Origin of the sequence: Mesorhizobium sp. M7A.F.Ca.US.005.03.1.1, from assembly GCF_003997975.1 — a bacterium.
In the GTDB taxonomy this organism is placed as follows: domain Bacteria; phylum Pseudomonadota; class Alphaproteobacteria; order Rhizobiales; family Rhizobiaceae; genus Mesorhizobium; species Mesorhizobium ciceri.
In genome coordinates this window covers 56,809-80,198 of record NZ_RZRO01000019.1, presented here as the reverse complement: position 1 = coordinate 80,198, position 23,390 = coordinate 56,809, and the positions used below count along the sequence as shown (strand labels likewise).

Genomic DNA, 23,390 nt, shown 5'->3' with positions numbered 1-23,390 from the left:
CCCTTATCTGGAATCGATGGCCAACCAGAGTTTCGGCATGGTGCTGGGCAAGGGCGGCGCCGATACCATCATCCGTGCCCTCTCTGGCATGGTGACCTCCGCCGGAGGCAAGATCGTCACCGGCGCCGAAGTCGCCGAGATCACGGTTTCCGCCGGCAGCGCGACCGGCGTACGGCTCGCTTCGGGCGAGACGCATACCGCCACCAGGGCAGTCATTGCCGGCGTCGCGCCTACGGCGCTGACGGGCAGATTGCTGCCCAATGGTTCGGGCGACGCCGGCTTCGACACGGCGATGCAGAAATTCCGCCATGCGCCAGGCACGATGATGATCCACCTGGCGCTGGACGATTTGCCGGATTGGCGTGCCGGAGCGGAGCTTCGGCAGTTCGCCTATGTGCATCTGTCGCCGTCGCTCGACGCCATGTCGCGCACCTATCAGCAGGCGATGGCGGGCATGCTGCCGGACGAGCCTGTGCTGGTGGTCGGCCAGCCGACGGCGATCGACCCGTCGCGGGCGCCTCAGGGCAAGCATGTGCTGTGGGTGCAAGTGCGCATGCTGCCGGCCGAAATCCTGGGCGATGCCGCCGGCAAGATCGCACCGGACCATTGGGACAAGGTGAAGGAAGCCTACGCCGAGCGTGTCCTCGACATCATCGAGACCTATGCGCCCGGCCTGCGCAACAAGATTCTCGGCCGCGCCGTCTTCTCGCCCGTCGACCTCGAGCGTGAGAACCCGAATCTCGTCGGTGGCGACCAGGTCTGCGGCAGCCATCATCTGGCGCAGAACTTTTTATTCCGCCCGGCGCGCAACTATGCCGGCTGGAACACGCCGGTGGCGCATCTGCACCTCACTGGAGCCGCGACATGGCCGGGCGCCGGCACCGGTGCGGCGTCGGGCTTCATGCTCGCACAACAGCTTGGCGGGAGGTAGGAGCCGGAGATTTCCTTGAGGCTACGAGGCAAGGCGCTGCTGCCCAAGAAGCCTGAACCGATGACATGAAGACGCCGCGCAGAAACAAAACCAACAAGGGGAACGACCATGACAATCAACAGACGTGAATTGCTGGGATACAGCGCCGCGGCACTCGGGGTGGCCGCCGTCGGCCTGCCGCAGATCGCTAGGGCGGCTGCCGGCGAACTGACCATCGCCTACAACGTCAACCTGCCATCCTGGGATCCAACCACCGGCCCGTCGGCCGTCAACCCGACAATCCAGGGGCTTTACCAGTCGGTGTTCGATCAATTCATCCCGCAGAAGCCCGATTTGTCCTTCGCGCCCGGCCTGCTCACCGAATGGGGCTGGAACGACGACCGCACCAAGATCATGATGACGGTGCGCGAAGGCGTGACCTGGCATGACGGCTCGCCGTTCACGGCCGAGGACGTCGTCTGGTCGCTACAGCGGGCAGGCGACGAAAAGACCGGCAACCCGATCCAGTTCGTCTGGAAGAACGTCAACAACTTCAAGATCGACGGCAACAAGATCACCGGCGACGTCGTGCAGTTCGACCCGGTCTATTTCAAATGGATGTCGTTCCTGACCGGCTACATCATGCCGAAGGCCTATTACGAGAAGGTCGGCGCCGAAGGTTTCGAGAAGGCGCCGATCGGCACCGGGCCCTACATGGTGGAAAAGTTCGAGCGCAACGCTTTCCTGCGGCTCAAGGCAAACCCGAACTACTGGGGCGGCAAGCCGGCCTTCGAGAATGTGACGATCAAGTTCGTCGCCGACGCGGCAAGCCGCGTCGCCGAGATCGAATCCGGCTCCTCGCAAGTGACGCTCGAAATCCCCTACGAGGAGTATGACCGGCTGATCGCCAAGGACGGGCTGGCCGGCTCGTGCAAGAACGTTTCCGACATCGGCATGATCTTCTTCAACGACATCGAGGCGATGCTGGACAAGAACGTCCGTCAGGCCGCCGTGATGGCCGTCGACAAGAAGCTGCTGGTCGATCGCCTGCTGCGCGGCTACGGACAGCCGATCGATACGCTGGAAACGCCGGAATACGCATCCTACGACGCGTCGATCAAGGTCGAGCACAATCCGGAAAAGGCCAAGGAATTGCTGGCTGCCTCCGGCTATTCGCCGGAAAAGCCGGTCAAGTTCACCATCCAGACGACCAAGGGCTTCAAGCCCAAGGACTATGAGATGATCCAGGCGATCGTCGGCATGTGGCGCAAGGTCGGCATCGAGGCGACGATCGAGGTCTACGAGATCGCAAAGCACTACGAACTGCGCGCCGCCGATAAGCTGGCGCCGGCCGCCTTCTACAACTGGGGCAACGCCATCGGCGATCCGACCACCTCGACCGGCTTTGCCATGTACGGCCCGAGCCCGCATTCGGTGTGGGACAGCCAGGATTTGATCGACATGATCAACCCCTTGTGGGGCGAGAAGGACGAGGCCAAGCGCATCGCCGGCTGGAAGGCTGTCGACAAATACATCGCCGAGCAGGCCTATGTGCTGCCGCTGATGCAGTATGCGCAGCCCATCGTCCATGCCAAGGGCGTCAATGTGGTTCAGCATGTGTCGGGCGCGCTGCTGCCGGCCCTGATGACCCCGGCCTGAGAGAGTCGAGAAAGGCGCGCTGTCGCAAAGCCGGCATGCCTTCTCCCAACTTGCGCAGGCCCCCTCATCCGGCCCTTCGGGCCACCTTCTCCCCGCTGGGGAGAAGAGACCGGCTCAGCCGTCAGCGACCTCTTCTCCCCTCGGGGAGAAGGTGGCCGCGAAGCGGCCGGATGAGGGGTCTTCGTTCCATCAGTCACCGAAACGCATTAGGCCTACGCCAGAATGCTCCTGCAGAGATTCCTGATCCGTCTGCTGACGATGCTGATCACGCTGTTCGGCGTGGCCGTCGTCGTCTTTGTCGTGATCCGCGTCGCGCCCGGCGATCCGATCGCCATGATGCTGCCGCCTGGTGCTACGGATGCCGACATTGCCCGGCTGCGAGCGCTCTACGGCCTCGACAAGACCATCGTGCAGCAATTCTTCATCTGGCTGTCAGGCGTCGCCAGGGGCGATTTCGGCACCTCGATTTCGCTCAGGCAGGATGTGCTGGGTCTCGTCTTCAACCGGCTGCCAGCGACGCTGGAGCTTGCCATCGTCGCGCTTGTGATGGCGGTGGCGCTCGGCGGCACGACGGCAATCATCGGCGCGCGCGAACGCGGCACGGCGGTCGAGGCCGGCATCGACATCGCCAGCGGCGCGGCGCTTTCCATTCCCGACTTCCTGTGGGGCCTGGTGCTGATCCTGCTGTTCGGCGTGCTGGTGCCGATCTTCGACATTTCCGGCCGAGTGTCGCCGCAGCTCGACCTGCCCTTCGTCACCCAGTTTTATCTGTTCGAGAGCTTGCTTCGTCTGCGCCTCGACCTGACCTGGGATCTGCTGAAACACATGCTGATGCCGGCCGTGGCGCTGGCGCTGCCGCTGGCGGCGATCATCTCGCAGCTGCTGAAACAGTCGCTGAAGGAAGTGCTCGACCTCGACTACGTCGTGCTGGCGCGGGTCAAGGGATTCTCGGAAACGCAGGTCATCCTGCGCGAAGCGCTGAAGAATGCCGCGCTGCCGACGCTGACGCTGGTCGGCGTGCAGTTCACCTTCCTCATCGGCGGCACCGTCATCGTCGAACGGCTGTTTTCCTATGAAGGCCTCGGCAACATGGCGATCGACGCCGTCATCAACCGCGACTTGCCGCTGATCCAGGGCATCGTTCTGGTCTTCGCGCTGCTGTTCGTGCTGATCAACCTCAGCGTCGACATGATGTACGCACTGCTCAATCCAAGGCTGCGCCATGGATGAGGGCCGCGCTCAAAGACGAGCTGTGTCGCCGCGTCTGTGGCTGGCCGGCGGCTGGCTGCTGCTGGCGCTTCTGGCGGCAATCTTCGCGCCGCTGGTCGCGCCGCAGGATCCGCTGGCGCAGGATTTGATGCTGGAACGGTTGCCGCCGTTCTGGATGGCCGGCGCCGAACCCGGCTATTGGCTCGGCACCGACAGCCTCGGCCGCGATCTGTTGTCGCGACTGATCTTCGGCGGCCGCATCGCCTTCATCGTCGCTTTCGCCGCGGCCATCGCCGCCTGCCTGGTCGGCTCGATGCTGGGGCTGATAGCCGGCTATTTCGGCGGCTGGGCCGACCGCATCATCTCGCGCATCGTCGATGTCTGGATGGCATTTCCGCCGGTGCTGTTCGCCATCCTTTTGGTTGCGGTGCTCGGCACAGGCTTGAGTTCCGTCATCCTCGCCATCGCCATCATCGACTGGACGCGTTTCTGCCGGGTGATCCGTGCCGAGACGATGGGCCAGTCGCGCATGGACTATGTCGAGAATGCCCGCATCGCCGGCTATGGCCGCATCGGCATCATGCTTCGCGAAGTGCTGCCCAATGTGGTGCCGTCGATCGTGGCGCTGCTGTCGCTGGAGATGGGCATCGCCGTCATCGTCGAGGCGATCCTGTCCTTCGTCAATCTGTCGATCTCGACCGACGACCCGACCTGGGGCGGCATCATCGCCGAGGGCCGGCTGTCGATCCATCAGGCGTGGTGGGTGCTCGTATTTCCGCTGATCACGCTGATCCTGACCGTGCTGTCGTTCAGCCAGTTCGGCGAGGCGCTGAAGACGCGTTTCGATCCGGTGCTGCGATGAGCGCCTGTCTCGACATCAGGGATCTGAGCGCCGTGCTGCCCAACGGCCAGCGCGTATTGCGCTCGGTGTCGCTTGCCGTTCAGCCCGGCGAGGTCCGCGCGCTGGTCGGCGAAAGCGGCGCCGGCAAGACGATGATCGGCAAGGCGGTGCTCGGTGTGCTGCCGTCGAGCGTGCGCATCGTCGAAGGCGACATGCGGCTCGAGGGCGAAGACCTCGGCAAATTGCAGCCCAAGGCGCGGCGCACGCTGATCGGGGCATGCACGGCGCTAATCCCGCAGGACCCGCTGACCGCGCTCAACCCGTCGCGCCGCATCGGCTCGCAGATGACCGACCGGCTGGTGCGCATCCTCGGCTGGAGTGGCGAGAAGGCCGATACCCGCATTCGCCAGTTGCTGGACGAGGTGCAGATCCGCGACCCCGACCGCGTGCTCAAAAGCTATCCGCACGAACTGTCCGGCGGCATGCGCCAGCGCGTGCTGATCGCTGCCGCCTTCGCCGCCGAGCCAAGGCTGATCGTCGCCGACGAGCCGACCACGGCGCTCGACGTCACCGTGCAGAAGCAGATCCTGCGGCTGATCGCACAATTGCAGCGCGAGCACGGCACCGCGATCCTGTTCGTCACCCATGATCTCGGCGTCGTCGCCAAGATCAGCCAGAGGGTCTCGGTGCTCTATGCCGGCAAGGTGGTGGAGGAGGCCGAGACCGCAGCGCTCTTCGCCGCGCCGCAGCACCCCTACACACGGGCGCTGATCGCGGCGACGCCACGCTACACCGATCCTTTCGCCTCGCTAAGACCGGTGGACGAGGCGGTGCTGGCCGGACTTGCTTCGGAGATCGCTGCCGCCGACCAAGCCTGGAGGCGGCCGCATGGTTGAACCGTTGTTCTCCGTGCGCGGGCTGAAGGTCGCGCTGCCCGACATGACGCGCAAGCCGCTGATCGGCCGCGCGCCATTGGTCGAAATCCTGAAGGGCCTGGACTTCGACCTGCCGCGGGGCTCGGTGACCGGCATTGTCGGCGAATCCGGTTCGGGCAAGTCGACGCTCGGCCGCGCGCTGGTGCGCCTGCTGGAGCCAAGCGCCGGCAGCATCAACTTCGACGGCCGCGACATCACCAATCTGCCGGAAGCGGAGTTGCGGCCGCTGCGGCGCAATCTGCAGATGATTTTTCAAGATCCGATGTCGTCGCTCAACCCGCGCCGCACCATTGCCAGCATTATCGCCGCGCCTTTGAAGCAGAATGGTCTTGGCGACAACCTGAAGGCGCGCGTCGCCGAGGCGCTGCGGCGTGTCGGCCTGCCGCAAAGTTTTGCCAGCCGCTACCGCCACGAACTGTCTGGCGGCCAGCGCCAGCGCGTCGGCATTGCGCGTGCGCTGGCGCTGTCGCCGAAATTCGTGCTGGCCGACGAGATCGTCTCCGGACTCGACGTGTCGACGCAGGCGCAGATCCTGACGCTGCTGGAAAAGCTGGCGGCGGAGATGGGGCTGACCGTCGCTTTCATCAGCCACGATCTGTCTGTCATCCGGCGGCTGTGCCGGCAAGTGATCGTCATGCGCGAAGGCATGATCGTCGAGGCCAGCGCCACCGACGCCTTGTTCGACAAGCCGCAGCAGGCCTACACGCGCGATCTCATCGCGGCCATTCCTCTGCCCGAGATCGATGCGAGCTGGCTGGACATTCCTTCCGCCGCCAAGGCGCCGACATGAATGCATACGCACGCCGACGAGCGGGCCTCGGACGTGCGACCACAAAGACCCAAGTCCCGCCAAATGGAGAGGACTGACATGAAGACCACAATCGCAATTGCAACGCTCGCCGCCGCAATGCTCGGCAGCGCCGGCATGGCCTCGGCGGATTCGATCCCGGGCATGCGCGGCCACGACCACACCGGGATCACGGTTCCCGACATGAAGCAGGCGGTCGACTTCTTCACCGAAGTGGTCGGCTGCAAGAAGGCGATGTCGTTCGGCCCGTTCGCCGACGACAAGGGCACCTTCATGCAGGATCTCCTGGGCGTCGATCCGAAGGCGGTGATCGAAGAGGTCACCATGGTGCGTTGTGGCTACGGCTCGAACATCGAGCTGTTCAAATACACAGCACCGGACCAGAAGGACCTGACGCCGAAGAACAGCGACATTGGCGGCTTCCACATCGCCTTCTATGTCGACGACGTCGCCGCTGCCAAAGCCTATCTCGAAGGCAAGGGCGTCAAGACGCGGATGGGGCCGCTGCCGGTCAAGGAAGGACCCGCCGCCGGCCAGACCATCCTCTATTTCCAGGCGCCGTGGGGGCTGCAACTGGAAGCGATCAGCTATCCCGATGGCATGGCCTATGAGAAGGGCGCCGAGACGGTGCTGTGGAGCCCGAAGAACCCGGAAAAGTGATCGGCAGCGCGCTTGCGTGATGACACGCAGGCGCGCTTTCGCCATGTCAGGACGATCTTCTGATATAAAACTTTAAGCTTGAAATATCTTGTCGCCGGCGCGATACTGAACTCCAGCAAGCGAAGAGGAGATCGCACAGATGAAGGTTGCGGTTCTCGGCGGCGGACCAGCCGGCCTCTACTTTGCCATTTCGATGATATTGAGGGACGCCGCCCACGATGTGACGGTGTTCGAGCGCAACCGCGCCGACGACACGTTCGGCTGGGGCGTCGTGCTGTCGGCCGAAACGCTCGACAATCTGTCGAAAAACGATCCGGTCAGCGCCGTCTGGATCAAGAAGCACTTTGCCTACTGGGACGACATCGCAGTCATCCATGACGGCGTGCGCACGGTCTCGTCAGGACACGGCTTCTGCGGCATCGGCCGCAAGCGGCTGCTGGTCCTGCTGCAGCGCCGGGCGCGTGAACTCGGCGTCAAGCTGATGTTCGAGACCGACATCGCCGATCCCAAGCCTTACATGGAGACGCACGATCTGGTCGTCGCTGCCGACGGCCTGAACTCCAGGGCGCGCAACAGTTTCGTCGACATCTTCAAGCCCGACATCGACACCCGCAAATGCAAGTTCGTCTGGCTCGGCACCAACCAGAAATTCGACGACGCCTTCACCTTCATCTTCGAGAAAACCGAGCATGGCTGGGTGTGGGCGCACGCCTACCAGTTCGACAGCGACACGGCGACCTTCATCGTCGAGTGCAGCGAGCAGACCTGGGCTGCCTTCGGCTTCGGTGCGATGTCGCAGCAGGAATCGATCGCCGTTTGTGAGCGGATCTTCGAAAAACATCTCGGCGGCCACGCCTTGATGACGAATGCCAACCATATCCGCGGTTCGGCTTGGATCAATTTCCCGCGCGTGCTGTGCGAGCGCTGGTCTTACAAGAATCTCGCGCTGATGGGCGATGCGGCGGCATCGGCGCATTTCTCGATCGGCTCCGGCACCAAGCTGGCACTGGAAAGTGCTGTGGCGCTGGCCGAATATGTCGAAACCGAGCCGGACTTGGATGCCGCTTTCCGCAGATATGAGGATGCCCGCCGCACCGAGGTGCTGAAGCTGCAATCGGCGGCGCGCAATTCGCTGGAATGGTTCGAGGAGGTCGAGCGCTATCTCGGCCTCGATCCGGTGCAGTTCAACTATTCGCTTTTGACCCGCTCGCAGCGTATCAGCCACGAGAATCTGCGACTGCGCGATGCCGAATGGCTTGAAAGCGCGGAAGAATGGTTCCAGCGCCAGGCGGGCGCCGGCGGCAACAGCCTGCGCCGCGCGCCGATGTTCGCGCCGTTCAAGCTGCGCGACATGAGGCTGCAGAACCGCGTCGTCGTTTCGCCGATGGCGCAGTACAAGGCTGTCGACGGCTGTCCGACCGACTGGCATTTCACCCACTACGCCGAGCGCGCCAAGGGCGGCGCCGGCCTCATCTATATCGAGATGACCTGCGTCAGCCCCGAGGGGCGCATCACGCCCGGCTGTCCCGGCTTCTACGCGCCCGAGCATGAGGTGGCGTGGAAGCGGCTGGTCGACTTTGTCCATACCGAAACCGAAGCCAAGATCTGCGCCCAGATCGGCCATTCCGGCGCCAAGGGCTCGACCCGGCTTGGCTGGGAGGGCACTGACGTGCCGTTGGTCTCAGGCAATTGGCCTGTGATGGCGGCCTCGGCGGTCGCGTGGTCGCCGCAGAATCAGGTGCCGAAGGCGATGGACCGCGCCGACATGGACCGCGTGCGCGACGAATTCGTGGCGTCCACCGAGATGGCCGATCGTTGCGGCTTCGACATGCTCGAAATCCACGCCGCGCATGGCTATCTCTTGTCGTCCTTCATCACGCCGGTCACCAACCGGCGCACGGATGAATATGGCGGTTCGCTGGACAATCGCATGCGCTATCCCCTCGAAATCTTCCGCGCGGTGCGCGCCGCCTGGCCGGCGGAGAAGCCGATCTCGATGCGCATTTCGGCCAATGACTGGGTCGGCATCGAGGGCGTGACGCCGGCCGACGCGGTCGAGATCGCGCGGCTGCTGCATGAGGCCGGCGTCGACATCTGCGATGTCTCGGCAGGCCAGACCTCGGCACTGGCCAAGCCTGTCTATGGCCGCATGTTCCAGACGCCGTTTTCCGACCGCATCCGCAACGAGGTCGGCATGGCGACGATGGCGGTCGGCAACATCTACGAGCCGGACCATGTCAATTCGATCCTGATGGCCGGCCGCGCCGACCTGGTGGCGCTGGCGCGGCCGCATCTCGCCGATCCCTACTGGACGCTGCATGCCGCCGTCACGCTCGGCGACCGCGGTGTCAAATGGCCTGATCCCTATCTGCCCGGACGCGACCAGCTCTACCGTCTGGCCGAGCGCGACGCCGCAGCGGGGCTGAAAGTATGACGGCCGCCGCGACGATACCCGGCAAGCATGCGCTGGTCACTGGCGGCGGCTCCGGCGTCGGGCGGGCCATCGCGCTGGCGCTGGCTGCTGCCGGCATCGGCGTCACCATCTGCGGCCGCCGGGAAGCAGAGCTCGCCAAGGTGGCCGGCGAAAACGACCGCATCTCTGGCATCGCCGCCGATGTCACCGACGAGGCGGCAATGGTGGCGCTCTACGAGAGGGCGCAAGCCGCGCGTGGGGCCTTCGACATCGTCGTCGCCAATGCCGGCATGGCCGGCAGCGCGCCGGCGCACAAAACCGCGCTCAGCGACTGGCAGCGGACGCTCGACGTCAATCTGACCGGCGCCTTCCTGACGGTGAAGCCGGCGCTGAGCGGCATGGCCGCGCGGAAAACGGGACGAATTGTTTTCATCGCCTCGACCGCCGGCCTGAAAGGCTACGCCTATGTCGCGTCTTACGTCGCCGCCAAGCATGGCGTCATCGGCCTGATGCGGGCGCTTGCCGCCGAAACAGTGAAATCCGGCGTCACCGTCAACGCGGTGTGCCCAGGCTTTGTGGAAACCGAAATGCTGGAAGAGTCCATCCAGCGCATCATCGAGAAAACCGGCCGCTCGGTCGAGCAAGCGCGGTCAAGCCTCGCCTCGACCAACCCGCAAGGCCGCTTCATCCAGCCGGATGAAATTGCCGCCGCCGTGCTGTGGCTGTGCGGCGACGCCGCCCAATCGATCACCGGACAGGCGATTTCCATCTCAGGAGGCGAAACATGGTAGCCGGCCCCCTGCCCGCGCCGTCGGGACCCGGCAAGGACCGCTTGCGTCTGTGGATCAGGCTGCTGCGCGCCTCGCGCACGATCGAGGCCGAACTGCGCGAGCGGCTGAAGAAGGAGTTCAACACGACGCTGCCGCGCTTCGACGTGATGGCAGCGCTTTATCGCGCGCCGGAAGGCATGCTGATGAGCGACCTGTCGCGCTTCCTGCTGGTCTCCAACGGCAATGTCACGGGCATCGTCGACCGGCTGGTTTCGGAAGGACTTGTCGCCCGCGCGCGGCGCAATGGCGACCGCCGCACCTCGATGGTGCGGCTGACCGAGGAAGGGACGCAGGCCTTTGCCGCCATTGCCGCGGCGCATGAAGGCTGGATCGGCGAATTGCTGGGCAAGGTCAGCGAGGACGACGCGCGCCGGCTGACCGGCATGCTGACCTCGTTCCGCAGCAACTGGGAGGGACGCGAATGACCGCAATGGCCGGGCGCAAGCCGAAGCATTTCCTCTGGGAGGTCGGGGGCAGGATCGCCAAGGTCCGGCTCGACCGACCGGAGCGCAAGAACCCGCTGACCTTCGACAGCTATGCCGAGCTTCGCGACACGTTCCGCGACCTCGTCTATGCCGACGATGTCGACGCCGTGGTGTTCCTTTCCAATGGCGGCAATTTCTGCTCCGGCGGCGATGTCCACGATATTATCGGCCCGCTGGTCAAGATGGACATGAAGGAGCTCCTGGCCTTCACCCGCATGACTGGCGATTTCGTCAAGGCGATGCTGAATTGCGGCAAGCCGATCATTGCGGCGGTCGACGGCGTCGCGGTCGGCGCCGGCGCCATCATTGCGATGAGCTCCGACATCCGCATCGCCACGCCGGAAGCCAAGACCGCGTTCCTGTTCACCCGCGTCGGCCTCGCCGGCTGCGACATGGGCGCCTGCGCGATCCTGCCGCGCATCATCGGCCAGGGCCGCGCCGCCGAGCTGCTCTACACCGGCCGCACCATGACGGCTGATGAAGGCGAACGCTGGGGTTTCTACAACCGGCTGGTCGATGCCGCATCGCTGGAGGCCGACGCGCTCGACATGGCGGCGCGCATCGTCTCCGGCCCGACCTTCGCGCACGGCATCACCAAGACCCAGCTCAACCAGGAATGGTCGATGGGTCTCGACCAGGCGATCGAGGCGGAAGCGCAGGCGCAAGCGATCTGCATGCAGACCCGCGACTTCGAGCGCGCCTACAAGGCGTTCGTGGCCAAGGAAAAGCCGGTGTTCGAGGGGGATTGAGGATGATGCTTTGCGTGGAGACGTTGGCGGGAGGGGGGCGCCGTAGTGCGCAAGGCCTCAATAGCGGGGCCACCAATGCCTGATCGTTCCTTCCTCTCCTGGCCGTTCTTCGAAGACCGCCATCGCAAACTAGCCGAGCACCTCGAGGCATGGTGCACGACCAACCTCCCAGTCGATCATCATGATGTCGACGCGGCCTGCCGCGAGCTGGTGACCAAGCTTGGCCAAGACGGCTGGCTGAAGCCTACGGCGCTCGACACCGACAATCCGGGCCCCCTCGACGTCCGCACTTTGTGCATCACGCGCGAGACGCTTGCCCGCTATGACGGGTTGGCCGATTTCGCTTTCGCCATGCAAGGGCTCGGCACCGGCGCGCTCAGCCTGTTCGGTACGCCGGAGCAGCAGCAATGGCTTTCGAAGACACGCGCCGGCAAGGCGATATCAGCCTTCGCCCTGTCGGAACCGCGCTCGGGATCGGACGTCGCCAACACCGAGATGACGGCGACCCGCGACGGCGACGACTACATTCTGTCCGGTGAAAAAACCTGGATTTCCAATGGCGGCATCGCCGATCTCTATATCGTCTTTGCCCGCACCGGCGAGGCGCCGGGCGCCAAGGGGCTTTCCGCCTTCCTCGTGCCTGGCGACGCGAAGGGCCTTGGTATCGCCGAACGGCTCGAAGTTATCGCGCCGCATCCGCTGGCGCGGCTGTCTTTCGACCAGGTCCGCCTGCCGGCCGCCGCACTGATCGGCAAGCCCGGCGACGGCTTCCGCATCGCCATGTCGGTGCTCGACGTGTTCCGCTCGACTGTCGGTGCGGCGGCACTCGGCTTTGCCCGCCGCGCACTGGATGAAAGCATCAAACGCGTGGCCGAGCGCAAACTGTTCGGCGCGCCGATGGCCGAATTGCAAATGGTGCAGGGGCACATCGCCGACATGGCGCTCGATGTCGATGCGGCGGCGCTGCTGGTCTACCGTGCCGCCTGGACCAAGGACATGGGCGCGCCCCGCGTCACCCGCGAAGCCGCAATGGCCAAGCTGTTTGCCACCGACAAGGCGCAAGAGGTGATCGACAAGGCCGTGCAACTGCACGGCGGCGACGGCGTCCGCAAAGGCCACATCGTCGAAAGCCTGTATCGCGAGATCCGCGCGCTGCGCATCTATGAGGGTGCCTCCGACGTGCAGAAAGTGGTGATTGCGCGGCAAGTGATGGGCGCGGCCTGACGGCGGCAAATTGACGAGCGTTCGATTTTGAAAATTGGGTTTTGGAATACCGGGAGGTTTTGAATGCACACGATTCTGCAGCCGGAAGGCTGGGCAAAACCTGTCGGCTACGCCAATGGCGTCGCGGCGCGCGGGCAGCTCGTCTTCGTCGGCGGACAGGTCGGCTGGAACGGGCAATGCCAGTTCGAGACCGACGACTTCGTCGGCCAGGTGCGGCAAACGCTTCAGAACATCGTCGCGGTGTTGGCGGAAGCCGGCGCGGGGCCGCAGCACATCACCTCGATGACCTGGTACTTCACCGACAAGGCCGAATACCTTGCCAATCTCAGGGGTATCGGCGAGGCCTATCGCGAGGTCATCGGCCGGCATTTTCCGGCGATGGCCGCCATGCAGGTGGTGGCGCTGGTCGAGGATCGCGCCAAAGTGGAAATCCAGGCAACTGCCGTCATCCCGGAATAAATTATTGGCTGCCTCAGGAATAAATTATTCGCGAAGCCCCGCCTGCCTCAAGATCGGTAGCACGTGATCGCAGAAATAGGGCAGTTCTTGCGTGTAGTTGACGAAGGACAGCGCGATGCCCTGATAGCCGTGCCCGGCAATGGCGACCATGTCGGCGGCGATCGTTTCCGGCGTTCCGATCAGCGGGTAGGTGCCGGCGCCGCCGGCGAAACGCTGCCGGTAGCGGTCATAGGCGTGCGGGTCGTGCGATTGCGAGAATTCCTTCTTGCCGGCCATGTGGGCATCGACGGCGTCATGGTCGGCCATATCGACGGCGTAGCGCGTGTAGTAGGCCTGCGCCTCTTCCATCGTCGGGCGGCAGACGACATGCGCCACGGTGTAGACGCCGACATCGCGGCCTGCCTTATCGGCCCGCTCGCTGATGTCGGCGACATGCTTGCCGGCATCGCTCATTTCCGAAAATGTCGTGAACAGATAATCGCACCGGGCGGCAGCGAAATCGCGGCCCGGCCCGCCGAAGGCGGCGTTCATGGTCACGGGGCGCGGAACCTGCAGACTGGCCGGCCGGCTGACAGCCTCCTTGAGGCGGTAATAAGTGCCTTCGTAATCGAGCGGCTCGGCCGACGCATAAAGCTTTTCCAGGATTTCGATCCATTCGGCCGCCTGATCGTAGCCCTTCTCGACCAAAGGCGTGCCGAACATGCCGAATTCCTTCGGGTTCCAGCCGCAGACGATGTTCAAGCCCGCGCGGCCCTGGCTGATATGGTCGACCGTCGCCAGCGCCTTGGCGGCATAGAGCGGATGCACCAGCGGCACATGCACGGTCATGAACAGGCCGATCTGCTCGGTGGCCATGGCGAGTGCCGCCGCCCAGGTGAAGGTCTCGAACGACCATTCGCGCACCTTGTTGCGGCCGCCGAAGCCGCGCCAACGCGCGATCGGCAGCATGAACTCCAGCCCGGCGCGGTCGGCGATCTGGGCTGCGGTCACATTGTCCCGCCAGCTCGCCGCCCAGCGCTCCGGCACATCGGTGATGGCAAGCCCGCCATCGGCATTGGTCGAAAAGACGCCAAGCTTCAGTCTGTTCGAGCCGTGCAAAGGGTGTGGTTTGTTCACGTCGCTGCCTCCCGGCGAAGATCGCACGCTAGGCCCGCGCGGAAATATTTCAAGCCTGAAATAGCTTGGCGTCACCATCGCTCGCGGGTATCGGTTCCAGCGGGCCGCACCATGTCCGCCACGCAACGGACACCGCAGCTTTTTAAGCTTAAAACTTTCGCCTTGAAAAGCGCCGCACTTTGGATAAGCATTCCGGAGTCGATGGCGATTGCCGTGCCGGACGGGCTTGCCGGCCAGTCCATCGAGCAGACCAGTCCATCGTGCCGGCCAGCCATCGTGGGTGCTCCGGGTGGGAGTCTCAGTTCTTGTCGTTCATACTGCCCCAGTCATCATCCAACACGCGCCATGCCTTCGATGACGTGCGCGCGGATTCGCGGTCTGCAACACACAACATCGCCGCCGCGACCGCATGGTCGCTGCCATAAATTGACGCCCTGCGTGAAGCGGGGCGGCAAAAAAACCGTGCGGGAGCAACCCGCCCGATCAACAACAGAGGGAACACAAATGAGCTTCACGCGTCGCAAATTGCTTCTTCTCGCCGCCGCCATCGGCATCGCCGCCGGCCCCGCCACCGCCTATGCCGCCGACATGCTCAATGTCGGCGCCTACCCGACCAACCCGCCCTTCGAATTCAAGAACGAGAGCGGCACTTTCGAAGGCTTCGAGGTCGACATCGTCAACGAAGCCGCCAAGCGCATCGGCATGACCACCGACATCGCCGATCTCGGTTTCCAGGCGCTGTTTGCCGCCACCACCTCGAAGCGCATCGACGTCGCCATCTCGTCGATCACCATCACGGCGGAGCGGCTGAAGTCACAGTCGTTCACGCAGCCCTATTATGATTCCGATATGGGCATCGCCACCAAGGCCGACAGCCCGATCAAGGCCGAGGCCGACCTCAAGGGCAAGATCATCGGCGTGCTGTCCGGTTCGACCGGCGAAACCTGGGTCAAGGCGCATCAGGAAGCCGACGGCTTCAGCGACGTGAAGGGCTACGACACGCAGCAGAACCTGCTGCTCGACCTCAGCGCCGGCCGCGTCGATGCGGCAGTCAGCGACATTCCGGGCATGGAATATTCCTTCACCAAGATGAAGGACCTGGTGGTCAAGGAGCGCATCAAGACCGGTGAGCAATACGGCCTGATGATGACCAAGGACCACCCGCTGCTCGGCAAGCTGAACGATGCGCTGAGCGCGATGAAGAAGGACGGCACGCTGGCCGCCATCCACAAGAAGTGGTTCGGCAGCGACGCGCCCGCCGACTCTTCGACCATGAAGGAAATGCCGCTGCCGAAGGCCTGAGCTGAAAGCTGCGGTAACATCGTGCCGGCTTTCCAGGCCGGCACGATTCTTTCACGCCTGGCCGCCGGCTTCTGCCGCAGATCTCCTGCCCTCGGCGGGCCCATCGAGTTTAACGTGAGCATTCTTTGCTCTGGGGTTCGGGAACGCTCCCATGTCGCTGATCGACACCTTCTTCAACCCCGACGTCATCATGTCCAGCCTGCCGGCGCTGCTGCGCGGCTTCCTGAACACGCTGCTGCTCGGCATTTTGAGCATCGGCATCGGCATCCCCATCGGCCTGGGGATCAGCCTGGTGCGGCTCTATGCGCCGAAGCCGCTGCGCTGGCTCGCGGTCGGCTACACCGACATCTTCCGCGCCCTGCCGGTGCTGGTCGTGCTGATCCTGATCTACTATGCGCTGCCCTTCCTCGGCATACGCCTGTCGTCCTGGGCATCGGCGGTGACAGCCTTCGCCTTCATCATGTCGGCCTACTCGGCCGAGGTGTTCCGCTCCGGCATCGAAAGCATTCCGCGTGGCCAGTTCGAGGCGTCGCAGGCGCTTGGCCTGCCGTTCCTCCTGACCTTGCGCAAGGTGGTGCTGCCGCAAGCGATCCGCGTCGTCATCCCGCCGATGACCAGCAACTGCGTCTCGATGTTCAAGGACACCTCGCTCGCCTCCACCGTGGCGCTGCCGGAACTCTTGAAGGAAGCGACCAACGCGCAGTCGCTCTACGCCAACCCATCGCCGCTGATCGGCGCCGCGCTTGTCTATCTCATCTTCCTCTGGCCGATGGTCCGCCTCGTCAGCCTGCTCGAAGAGCGCTTCAAGACCGAAAAGAAGCGCTGACCTCGCCAACCGATCCCACCCCGTCCAAGCCCTCCGCAGGAGCCTACCCGTGAATAAGCATCAAACCGACAATGCGAATGCCACCGCGTTCCCCGTCGACACCATCCGCGCCATGTTTCCAGCCTTGCAGCGGGCCGGCGATTTCATCTTTTTGGACAACGCCGCCGGCGCGCAGATCCCGCAGAGCGTGCTCGACGCGGTGACCAATCATCTGGTTTCGCACAATGTGCAGCGTGGCGGCCGCTATGGCCGCAGCGTCACCGTCGACCAATCGGTCGCCGATGCCCGGACAAGCGTCGCTCTGCTCATCAACGCCTACAGCCCGGCGGAAATCTGCTTCGGCATGAATGCCACCTCGTTCATCCGCCTGGTCAGCCTCGGCATCGGCCAGATGCTGCAAGAGCGCGACGAGATCGTCGTCACCGACATGGACCATGACGCCAACATCGCGACTTGGCTGGCGCTGGAGTCGGCCGGTGCGAAATTCAAATGGTGGCGGATGCGTGAGGACGGCAATCTGCATGTCGACGATCTGCGTCCGCTGGTTTCGGACCGCACCCGCCTGATCGCCTGCACGGTCACGGCGCACTCGATCGGCTCGATCGTCGATGTCGCTTCGGTGGCCAAGATCGCGCATGCGGCCGGCGCCGAAGTGTTCCTCGACTGCGTGCATTACGGGCCGCATGGACTGATCGACGTGCAGGCCTGGGACTGCGACTATCTCGTCTGCTCCGGCTACAAGAATTTCTCGCCGCATATGGGCTTCCTGTGGGGCCGTTTCGAGACGCTGAAGCGGCTGCCGACCTTCCGCGAGGATTTCATCCCCGACGAGCCGCCCTACAAGGTCGAGGCCGGCACCTTCATCTACGAGAACGTCTCCGGCATGGATGCCGCCGTGCAATACCTGGAACTGATAGGCCGCAATCTGGCGCCGTCCAACAACCGTTCGCGGCGCGACAACATCGTTGCCGGCATGGGCGCCATCCGCGACTACGAGCTGGTGCTGGCGCGTGAGATGCTGGCCGTGCTGAAAGGTTGCGGGGCAACCATCTACGGCGTCGCCGACGAGGCCCGCATCACCGAGCGCGTGCCGACCTTCTGCTTCAACATCGGCAAACTATCGCCGCAGCGGGTCGTCGAGGAAATGGCCGAGATGCAGATCGGCATCCGCGACGGCCACATGTACGCGCCACGGCTGATGAAGCGTCTCAACCTCTCGATGGACAGCGGCGCCATCCGTGCCTCGCTGGTCCACTACAACACGGTCGAGGAAGTCCGGCGCTTCGGCGAGGCGCTGCGCGCCATCATCGCCAAGCTGTCGTGAGAGGCGGCCTCTCCAGCGTCGTCATCCATGGGCGGAACAAGGGAGCGTAGCGACGCAGTGCAGACCCGAGGATGACGAAGAGACGTTAAGCCGCTTTCTTCTTCGCCAGCCTCGCCTTGATCGACGCGACGTCGGCGCGCGGTGTCGCCGCGAACAGCGTCCGGGTGTAGCTGTGCTTGGGATCGGCAAAGACCTCGTCGCGCGAGCCGTATTCCACCGCCTCGCCGAAATACATCACCATCACATCGTCGGCGATGTAACGCACCACGGACAGATCGTGGCTGATGAAGACATAGGTCAGCTGGAACTCATCCTGCAGGTCGGCAAGCAGGTTGAGCACCTGCGCCTGCACCGACAGATCGAGCGCCGAGACCGGCTCGTCGAGCACCAGCAGGCTCGGGTTCAGCATCAGCGCGCGGGCAATGGCGATGCGCTGACGCTGGCCGCCGGAAAACATATGCGGATAGCGATTGTAGTGCTCGTGGCCGAGGCCAACCTTCTTCAACATCTTCATCGCAAGGTCGCGCCGCTCGGACGCCGGCTTGTCGGTGTTGATCAAAAGCGGCTCGCCCAGCACGTCGCCGATCTTCTGGCGCGGATTGAGCGATCCGTAGGGGTTCTGGAAGACGATCTGCACCTTGCGGCGCATCTCCTTGGTCAATCCGCCCTTGGCGATGTCGACCTTGTTGCCGTCGATGAACAATTCGCCCGATGTCGCCGGATCGATCAGCGTGATGATGCGGGCAAGCGTTGACTTGCCGCAGCCGCTTTCGCCGACAATGGCCAGCGTCTTGCCCTTGTCGACCTTGAACGAGACCCCCTTGACCGCGTGCACGGTACGCGGCCCGGTGAACAGGCCGCCGCCGATGTGGTAGTCGCGGACGATGTTCTTGCCTTCGAGAACCGTGGTGCTCATCAGGTGGCTCCCGCAGCAGAAGGCGCCGGCTCGAACATCATGTCGGAAACGGTCGGAAGCCGGTCGCCGACGGCGTTCTCCGGCAAGGCCGACAACAGCGCCCGCGTGTAATTGCTCTTTGGCGATTCAAACAGCGACAGCACGTCGGCCTCTTCCATCTTGCGGCCCTTGTACTGGACGATGACGCGGTCGGCGGTCTCGGCCACCACGCCCATATTGTGGGTGATCATGATCAGGCCCATGCCGTATTTGGCCTGCAGCGAAACCAGCAGATCGAGGATCTGCTTCTGGATGGTGACGTCGAGCGCCGTGGTCGGCTCGTCGGCGATCAGCAGTTTCGGATTGCAGGCAATGGCGATGGCGATCATGACGCGCTGGCACTGGCCGCCCGACATCTGGTGCGGGAAGGAACTCAGCCGCTCTTCAGGGTCGGCGATGCCGACCAGCTTCATCAGTTCGATGGCACGCGCCCGGCGCTGGGCGCGGTCCATGCCCATGTGGAAGCGCAACACCTCCTCGATCTGGAACCCGACGGTGAAGCACGGATTGAGGCTGGCGATCGGCTCCTGGAAGATCATCGAGATGTCCTTGCCGACGATCTTGCGCCGTTCGGACGGGCTGAGCTTCAGCAGATCGACGCCGTCGAAGGCCATGCGGTCGGCCTTGACGGTTGCCGTGTTGGGCAACAGCCCCATCACCGCCAGCATCGACACCGACTTGCCGGAGCCGGACTCGCCGACGATCGCCAGCACTTCGCGCGGCTCGATCGACAGGTCGATACCTTGCACGGCCATGAACGGTCCGGCCGCGGTGTCGAAGGAAACGGTGAGGTTCTTGATCTCGAGCAGAGGCATGCTCAGGACCTCTTCAGCTTGGGGTCGAGCGCGTCGCGCAGACCGTCGCCGATCAGGTTGATGGCAAAGACGGTGATCAGGATGGCGAGGCCAGGGAAGGTCACCACCCACCAGGCGCGCAGGATGAACTCGCGCGCTTCGGCCAGCATGGTGCCCCATTCCGGCGTCGGCGGCTGCGCGCCCATGCCGAGGAAGCCAAGGGCCGCCGCCTCGAGGATGGCGTTGGAGAAGGACAGCGTCGCCTGCACGATCAACGGCGCGATGCAGTTTGGCAGGATGGTGACCAGCATCAGCCTGAGATGGCTGGCGCCGGCGACCTTGGCCGAGACGACATATTCGCGGGTCTTTTCGGCCATCACGGCGGCGCGGGTGAGCCGGGCGAAATGCGGCTGCAGCACGAAGGCGATGGCGATCATGGCGTTGACGAGGCCGGGGCCAAGCACCGCGACCAGCACCAGGGCCAAGAGCAGCGACGGGAAGGCCAGGATGATGTCCATGATGCGCATGATCAGCGTGTCGACCCAGCCGCGGCAGTAGCCGGCGAGCAGGCCGAGGATGACGCCTGAAATCAGCGCTGACGTGACAACGACGAAGCCGATGGCGAGCGAGAAGCGCGAGCCGTAGATCAGGCGCGACAGCATATCGCGGCCGACGGCGTCGGTGCCGAGCAGGAACTGCGCATTGCCGCCCTCCTGCCAGGCCGGCGGCGTCAGGAAGAAGTCGCGGAACTGATCGTCCGGCGAATGCGGCGCCAGCAGCGGCGCGAAGATGGCGATCAGGATCAGCAGCGCGAAGACGAAGAGCCCGATCACCGCGCCCTTGTTGACGGAGAAGTAATGCCAGAACTCGCCGAACATCTGCAACCTGGCGTCCTGCGGCTTGACGACGGTCGCGGCTTCGATGGTGGCGGGGCCTTCATTGCTCATGTCAGTTGGCCCGGATGCGTGGGTTGATGACGGCGTAGAGCACGTCGACGATGAGGTTCACCGACATGACGATCAACGCGATCAAAAGCAACCCGCCCTGCACGGTGAAATAGTCGCGCTTGGAAATGGCGTCGATCATCCATTTGCCGATGCCGGGCCAGGAGAAGATGCTCTCGGTCAGGATGGCGCCGGTGAGCAGCGTGCCGACCTGCAGGCCGATGGTGGTGACGACCGGGATCAGCGCGTTGCGGAAGGCGTGCAGGCCGATGACCCTACGCGGCGCCAGGCCCTTGGCGCGCGCGGTGCGGACATAGTCCTCACCCAGCACCTCGAGCATCGCCGAGCGCGTCTGCCTCGCGATGACGGCGAGCGGAATGGTGCCGAGCACGATGGTCGGCAAGATCAGGTGCGACAGCGCCGAACGGAAGGCGCCCTTCTGGCCCGAGATCAGGGAATCGATGGTCATGAAGCCGGTCACCGGCTTGAAGAAGTAGAGGAGGTCGATGCGGCCTGAAACCGGCGTCCAGTGCAGCATGCCGGAGAACACGATGATCAGCAGCAGACCCCACCAGAAGATCGGCATGGAATAGCCGGCCAGCGCCGTGCCCATGGTCAGTTGGTCGAACCAGGAGCCGCGGCGGATGGCAGCGAAAATGCCGGCGGCCACACCCAGGATGACGGCAAAGATCATGGCGAAGATGGCGAGCTCGACCGTTGCCGGAAAGCGGACCAGGAAGTCCTTGAGCACCGGTGTCTTGGTGGAAAACGAGGTGCCGAAATCACCGCCGAGGATGTTCGTCAGATAGGTCAGATATTGTTGCCAGATCGGCAGGTCGAAACCGAACTGGTGCATGAGCGCCGTGTGGCGTTCGGGCGACAGGCCGCGTTCGCCCGCAAGCACCAGCACCGGATCACCGGGCAGGATGCGCACGAAGCCAAAGGCGAGGATGGTTATCCCGATGAAGGTCGGGATGATGAGGGCGAGCTTGCCGAGGATATAACGCAGCATGGCGGGCGAGTGGGGGCGTCACCACATGGTGGCGCCCCCGTTTCGCAACCTTATTCGGCGATATCGACGCCGTCGAAGCGGTGGATACCGAGCGGATCCATCGCAAAGCCGGTGACGGTCTTCTGCATCGGCATGAACACCTTGGAGTGAGCGAGCGTCGCCCAGGGTGCCTGTTCCTTGAAGATGACCTGTGCCTGTTCATAGAGCTTGGTGCGCTCGGCCTGGTCCGAAACGGTCTTGGCCTTGTTGATGAGCGCATCGAAGTCCTTGTTGCACCATTCCGCGCGGTTGTTCGAACCGACGGAAGCGCAGCTCAGGAGCACGCCGAGGAAGTTGTCCGGATCGCCATTGTCGCCGGTCCAGCCGACAATGACGGCGCCGTCGTGATCGACCGCGGAAGCGCGCTTGAGGTATTCACCCCAATCGTAGCTGACGATCTCGACGGTGACGCCGACCTTGGCGAAGTCCGCCTGGATCAATTCGGCGGTGCGGCGCGCGTTCGGCATGTAGGGGCGCGACACCGGCATGGCCCAGACGTTCATCTTGAGGTCCTTGACGCCGGCCTCTTCAAGCAGCTTCTTGGCTGCATCCGGATCGTACGGATCGTCCTTCACTTCCTTGTTGTAGGACCACATGGTCGGCGGGATCGGGTTGACCGCCACCTGGCCGGCACCCTGGAAGACCGCGTCGATGATGGCCTTCTTGTTGATGGCCATGTTGAGCGCCTTGCGCACGCGCACGTCGTCGAACGGCTTCTGCTGGGTGTTGTACATCAGCGCGCCGACATTGAGGCCTTCCTGCTCCTCGACCTTCAGGTTCGCATCGGCCTGCAGGCCGGCGATGTCGGCCGGTGCCGGGTACGACATGATGTTGCATTCGCCGGCCTTGAGCTTCTGTGCGCGCACGGCCGGATCGGTGGTGATGGCGAAGACCAGATCGTCGATCTTCTGCTTGCCGCCCCAATAGTCCGGGTTGGCCTTGTAGCGGATGGCGGCGTCGGTCTGGTAGTCGACGAAGATGAACGGGCCGGTGCCGATCGGCTTCTGGTTGAACAGCTCAGGCGTCTTGTCGGCCTGCAGCTTGTCGGCATATTCCTTGGAGACGACGGAGGCAAAATCCATGCCCAGCGTCGGAATGAAGGTGATCGCCGGCTCCTTGAGGGTGAACTTCACCGTCAGGTCATCGACCTTCTCGACCTTGGTGATGTTGTCGCCGAACTGGTCATTGTAATACTGGTAGGCAATGCCCGGAATGTACTGGAACCAGGGACCGTTCTTGTCGACCTGACGTTCGAACGAGAACACCACGTCGTCGGCGTTGAAGTCGCGCGTCGGGGTGAAATAGTCGGTGGCGGCGAACTTGACGCCCTTGCGCAGCTTGAAGACATATTCCTTCCCATCGTCGGAGATCGTCCAGCTTTCGGCCAGGCCCGGCGAGGTCGTCGTCTTGCCGTGATCGAATTCGACGAGGCGGTTGAAGACGGTGCGCGAGGACGCGTCGAACGTCTGGCCTGCGGTATACGGCGCCGGATCGAAACCTTCCGGCGAAGCTTCCGCGCAGTAGACCAGAGTTTTCGCATTGGCCATGCCGCCCAGGACGCTTGCAGCCAGCAACGCGGCTGCAAAAGTCAGCTTCTTATTCATTGAGCACTCCCTGATGTTCTTCCAAGCCCCTCTATCAGGCTCGCGAAGCGCGCATATAAGCACCGTTTTTCCGGCTTTGGAACACCCCGTTTGCTTACCCCGCGGGAAGCAGGAAAAAAATCCGCAACTTTGCCAAATTGCAGAAAAAATTAGCCGTTTCTTCCGTTCACGAGATTATTAACAGCCGAATTTTTTTATTGATCGCCAGGCTGACGATATAAATGTTCCCGGCGCTTCCGAGCGGCCGTGGGATGCGTCAGGACACCGCCTGGAGCGCTGGCGGCGGCAAAGA

22 protein-coding genes are annotated in these 23,390 nt (G+C 63.7%); 16 read left to right on the top strand and 6 right to left on the bottom strand.

All coding sequences use genetic code 11. From position 1 onward, the window contains the following. The 13 genes from EN990_RS11475 to EN990_RS11410 all read left to right on the top strand — a co-directional run. The coding region (locus tag EN990_RS11475; RefSeq protein WP_164766105.1) for an NAD(P)/FAD-dependent oxidoreductase at positions 1–931 on the top strand (931 nt) is incomplete at its 5' end. A 108-nt stretch (positions 932–1,039) separates the two neighbouring features. Further along, the gene (locus EN990_RS11470) at positions 1,040–2,569 is read left to right on the top strand and encodes an ABC transporter substrate-binding protein (RefSeq protein WP_027161803.1); all 1,530 of its coding nucleotides are present in this window, start codon (positions 1,040–1,042) and stop codon (positions 2,567–2,569) included. A gap of 222 nt (positions 2,570–2,791) precedes the next feature. Next, complete coding sequence (locus tag EN990_RS11460) at positions 2,792–3,799, top strand: ABC transporter permease (RefSeq protein WP_013527972.1); 1,008 nt, start codon at positions 2,792–2,794, stop codon at positions 3,797–3,799. After that, the gene (locus EN990_RS11455) at positions 3,792–4,640 is read left to right on the top strand and encodes an ABC transporter permease (protein ID WP_013527973.1); all 849 of its coding nucleotides are present in this window, start codon (positions 3,792–3,794) and stop codon (positions 4,638–4,640) included. The genes EN990_RS11460 and EN990_RS11455 overlap by 8 nt, the downstream gene beginning before the upstream one ends. Then, positions 4,637–5,515: an ABC transporter ATP-binding protein gene (locus EN990_RS11450; protein WP_127369126.1), complete on the top strand. Its 879-nt coding sequence runs from the start codon at positions 4,637–4,639 to the stop codon at positions 5,513–5,515. The genes EN990_RS11455 and EN990_RS11450 overlap by 4 nt, the downstream gene beginning before the upstream one ends. Next, a complete protein-coding gene (locus tag EN990_RS11445; RefSeq protein ID WP_127388299.1) occupies positions 5,508–6,344 on the top strand; it encodes an ATP-binding cassette domain-containing protein in 837 nt (278 codons plus the stop codon). Before EN990_RS11450 ends, EN990_RS11445 begins: the two co-directional genes overlap by 8 nt. Positions 6,345–6,422: 78 nt before the next feature. After that, positions 6,423–7,022, top strand: a complete 600-nt coding sequence (locus tag EN990_RS11440; protein ID WP_024503399.1) for a VOC family protein — start codon at positions 6,423–6,425, stop codon at positions 7,020–7,022. 139 nt (positions 7,023–7,161) lie between these two features. Then, the gene (locus EN990_RS11435; protein ID WP_127369084.1) at positions 7,162–9,456 is read left to right on the top strand and encodes a bifunctional salicylyl-CoA 5-hydroxylase/oxidoreductase; all 2,295 of its coding nucleotides are present in this window, start codon (positions 7,162–7,164) and stop codon (positions 9,454–9,456) included. Next, positions 9,453–10,226, top strand: coding sequence for an SDR family NAD(P)-dependent oxidoreductase (locus EN990_RS11430; protein WP_127369085.1), 774 nt, complete (start codon positions 9,453–9,455; stop codon positions 10,224–10,226). Before EN990_RS11435 ends, EN990_RS11430 begins: the two co-directional genes overlap by 4 nt. Then, entirely contained in the window at positions 10,220–10,690 is a 471-nt protein-coding gene (locus tag EN990_RS11425) for a MarR family transcriptional regulator (RefSeq protein ID WP_127369086.1), read from the top strand. Before EN990_RS11430 ends, EN990_RS11425 begins: the two co-directional genes overlap by 7 nt. Beyond that, positions 10,687–11,499 (top strand): enoyl-CoA hydratase family protein, encoded by an 813-nt coding sequence (locus EN990_RS11420; RefSeq protein ID WP_127369087.1) that lies wholly within the window; start codon positions 10,687–10,689, stop codon positions 11,497–11,499. Before EN990_RS11425 ends, EN990_RS11420 begins: the two co-directional genes overlap by 4 nt. A 75-nt stretch (positions 11,500–11,574) precedes the next feature. Beyond that, positions 11,575–12,723 (top strand): acyl-CoA dehydrogenase family protein, encoded by a 1,149-nt coding sequence (locus EN990_RS11415; RefSeq protein ID WP_127369088.1) that lies wholly within the window; start codon positions 11,575–11,577, stop codon positions 12,721–12,723. A gap of 63 nt (positions 12,724–12,786) precedes the next feature. Further along, complete coding sequence (locus EN990_RS11410) at positions 12,787–13,182, top strand: RidA family protein (protein WP_024503394.1); 396 nt, start codon at positions 12,787–12,789, stop codon at positions 13,180–13,182. A 24-nt stretch (positions 13,183–13,206) separates the two neighbouring features. Here the strand turns inward: EN990_RS11410 and EN990_RS11405 are convergent, their stop codons facing one another. Continuing rightward, positions 13,207–14,298, bottom strand: a complete 1,092-nt coding sequence (locus EN990_RS11405) for an LLM class flavin-dependent oxidoreductase (RefSeq protein WP_127384958.1) — start codon at positions 14,296–14,298, stop codon at positions 13,207–13,209. A gap of 504 nt (positions 14,299–14,802) precedes the next feature. Here EN990_RS11405 and EN990_RS11400 point away from each other — a divergent pair. From EN990_RS11400 to EN990_RS11390, 3 genes are all read left to right on the top strand, one after another. Then, positions 14,803–15,600: an ABC transporter substrate-binding protein gene (locus EN990_RS11400; RefSeq protein WP_064995753.1), complete on the top strand. Its 798-nt coding sequence runs from the start codon at positions 14,803–14,805 to the stop codon at positions 15,598–15,600. A gap of 151 nt (positions 15,601–15,751) precedes the next feature. After that, complete coding sequence (locus tag EN990_RS11395; protein ID WP_013527987.1) at positions 15,752–16,426, top strand: amino acid ABC transporter permease; 675 nt, start codon at positions 15,752–15,754, stop codon at positions 16,424–16,426. Between the two features lie 49 nt (positions 16,427–16,475). Further along, on the top strand, positions 16,476–17,750 hold the full coding sequence (locus tag EN990_RS11390; protein ID WP_127368515.1) for a cysteine desulfurase-like protein: 1,275 nt from the start codon (positions 16,476–16,478) through the stop codon (positions 17,748–17,750). A gap of 85 nt (positions 17,751–17,835) precedes the next feature. On the opposite strand, the gene EN990_RS11385 is transcribed toward EN990_RS11390, so the two are convergent. The 5 genes from EN990_RS11385 to EN990_RS11365 all read right to left on the bottom strand — a co-directional run bounded on the left by EN990_RS11385 (position 17,836) and on the right by EN990_RS11365 (position 23,098). Beyond that, entirely contained in the window at positions 17,836–18,666 is an 831-nt protein-coding gene (locus tag EN990_RS11385; protein ID WP_013527989.1) for a dipeptide ABC transporter ATP-binding protein, read from the bottom strand. Continuing rightward, the gene (locus EN990_RS11380; protein ID WP_024503389.1) at positions 18,666–19,520 is read right to left on the bottom strand and encodes an ABC transporter ATP-binding protein; all 855 of its coding nucleotides are present in this window, start codon (positions 19,518–19,520) and stop codon (positions 18,666–18,668) included. The genes EN990_RS11385 and EN990_RS11380 overlap by 1 nt, the downstream gene beginning before the upstream one ends. A gap of 2 nt (positions 19,521–19,522) precedes the next feature. Then, a complete protein-coding gene (locus tag EN990_RS11375) occupies positions 19,523–20,377 on the bottom strand; it encodes an ABC transporter permease subunit (RefSeq protein ID WP_224618710.1) in 855 nt (284 codons plus the stop codon). A gap of 70 nt (positions 20,378–20,447) precedes the next feature. Next, a complete protein-coding gene (locus EN990_RS11370; RefSeq protein ID WP_063169936.1) occupies positions 20,448–21,455 on the bottom strand; it encodes an ABC transporter permease subunit in 1,008 nt (335 codons plus the stop codon). A 50-nt stretch (positions 21,456–21,505) separates the two neighbouring features. After that, the gene (locus EN990_RS11365; protein ID WP_013527993.1) at positions 21,506–23,098 is read right to left on the bottom strand and encodes an ABC transporter substrate-binding protein; all 1,593 of its coding nucleotides are present in this window, start codon (positions 23,096–23,098) and stop codon (positions 21,506–21,508) included. Between the last annotated feature and the right edge of the window lie 292 nt (positions 23,099–23,390).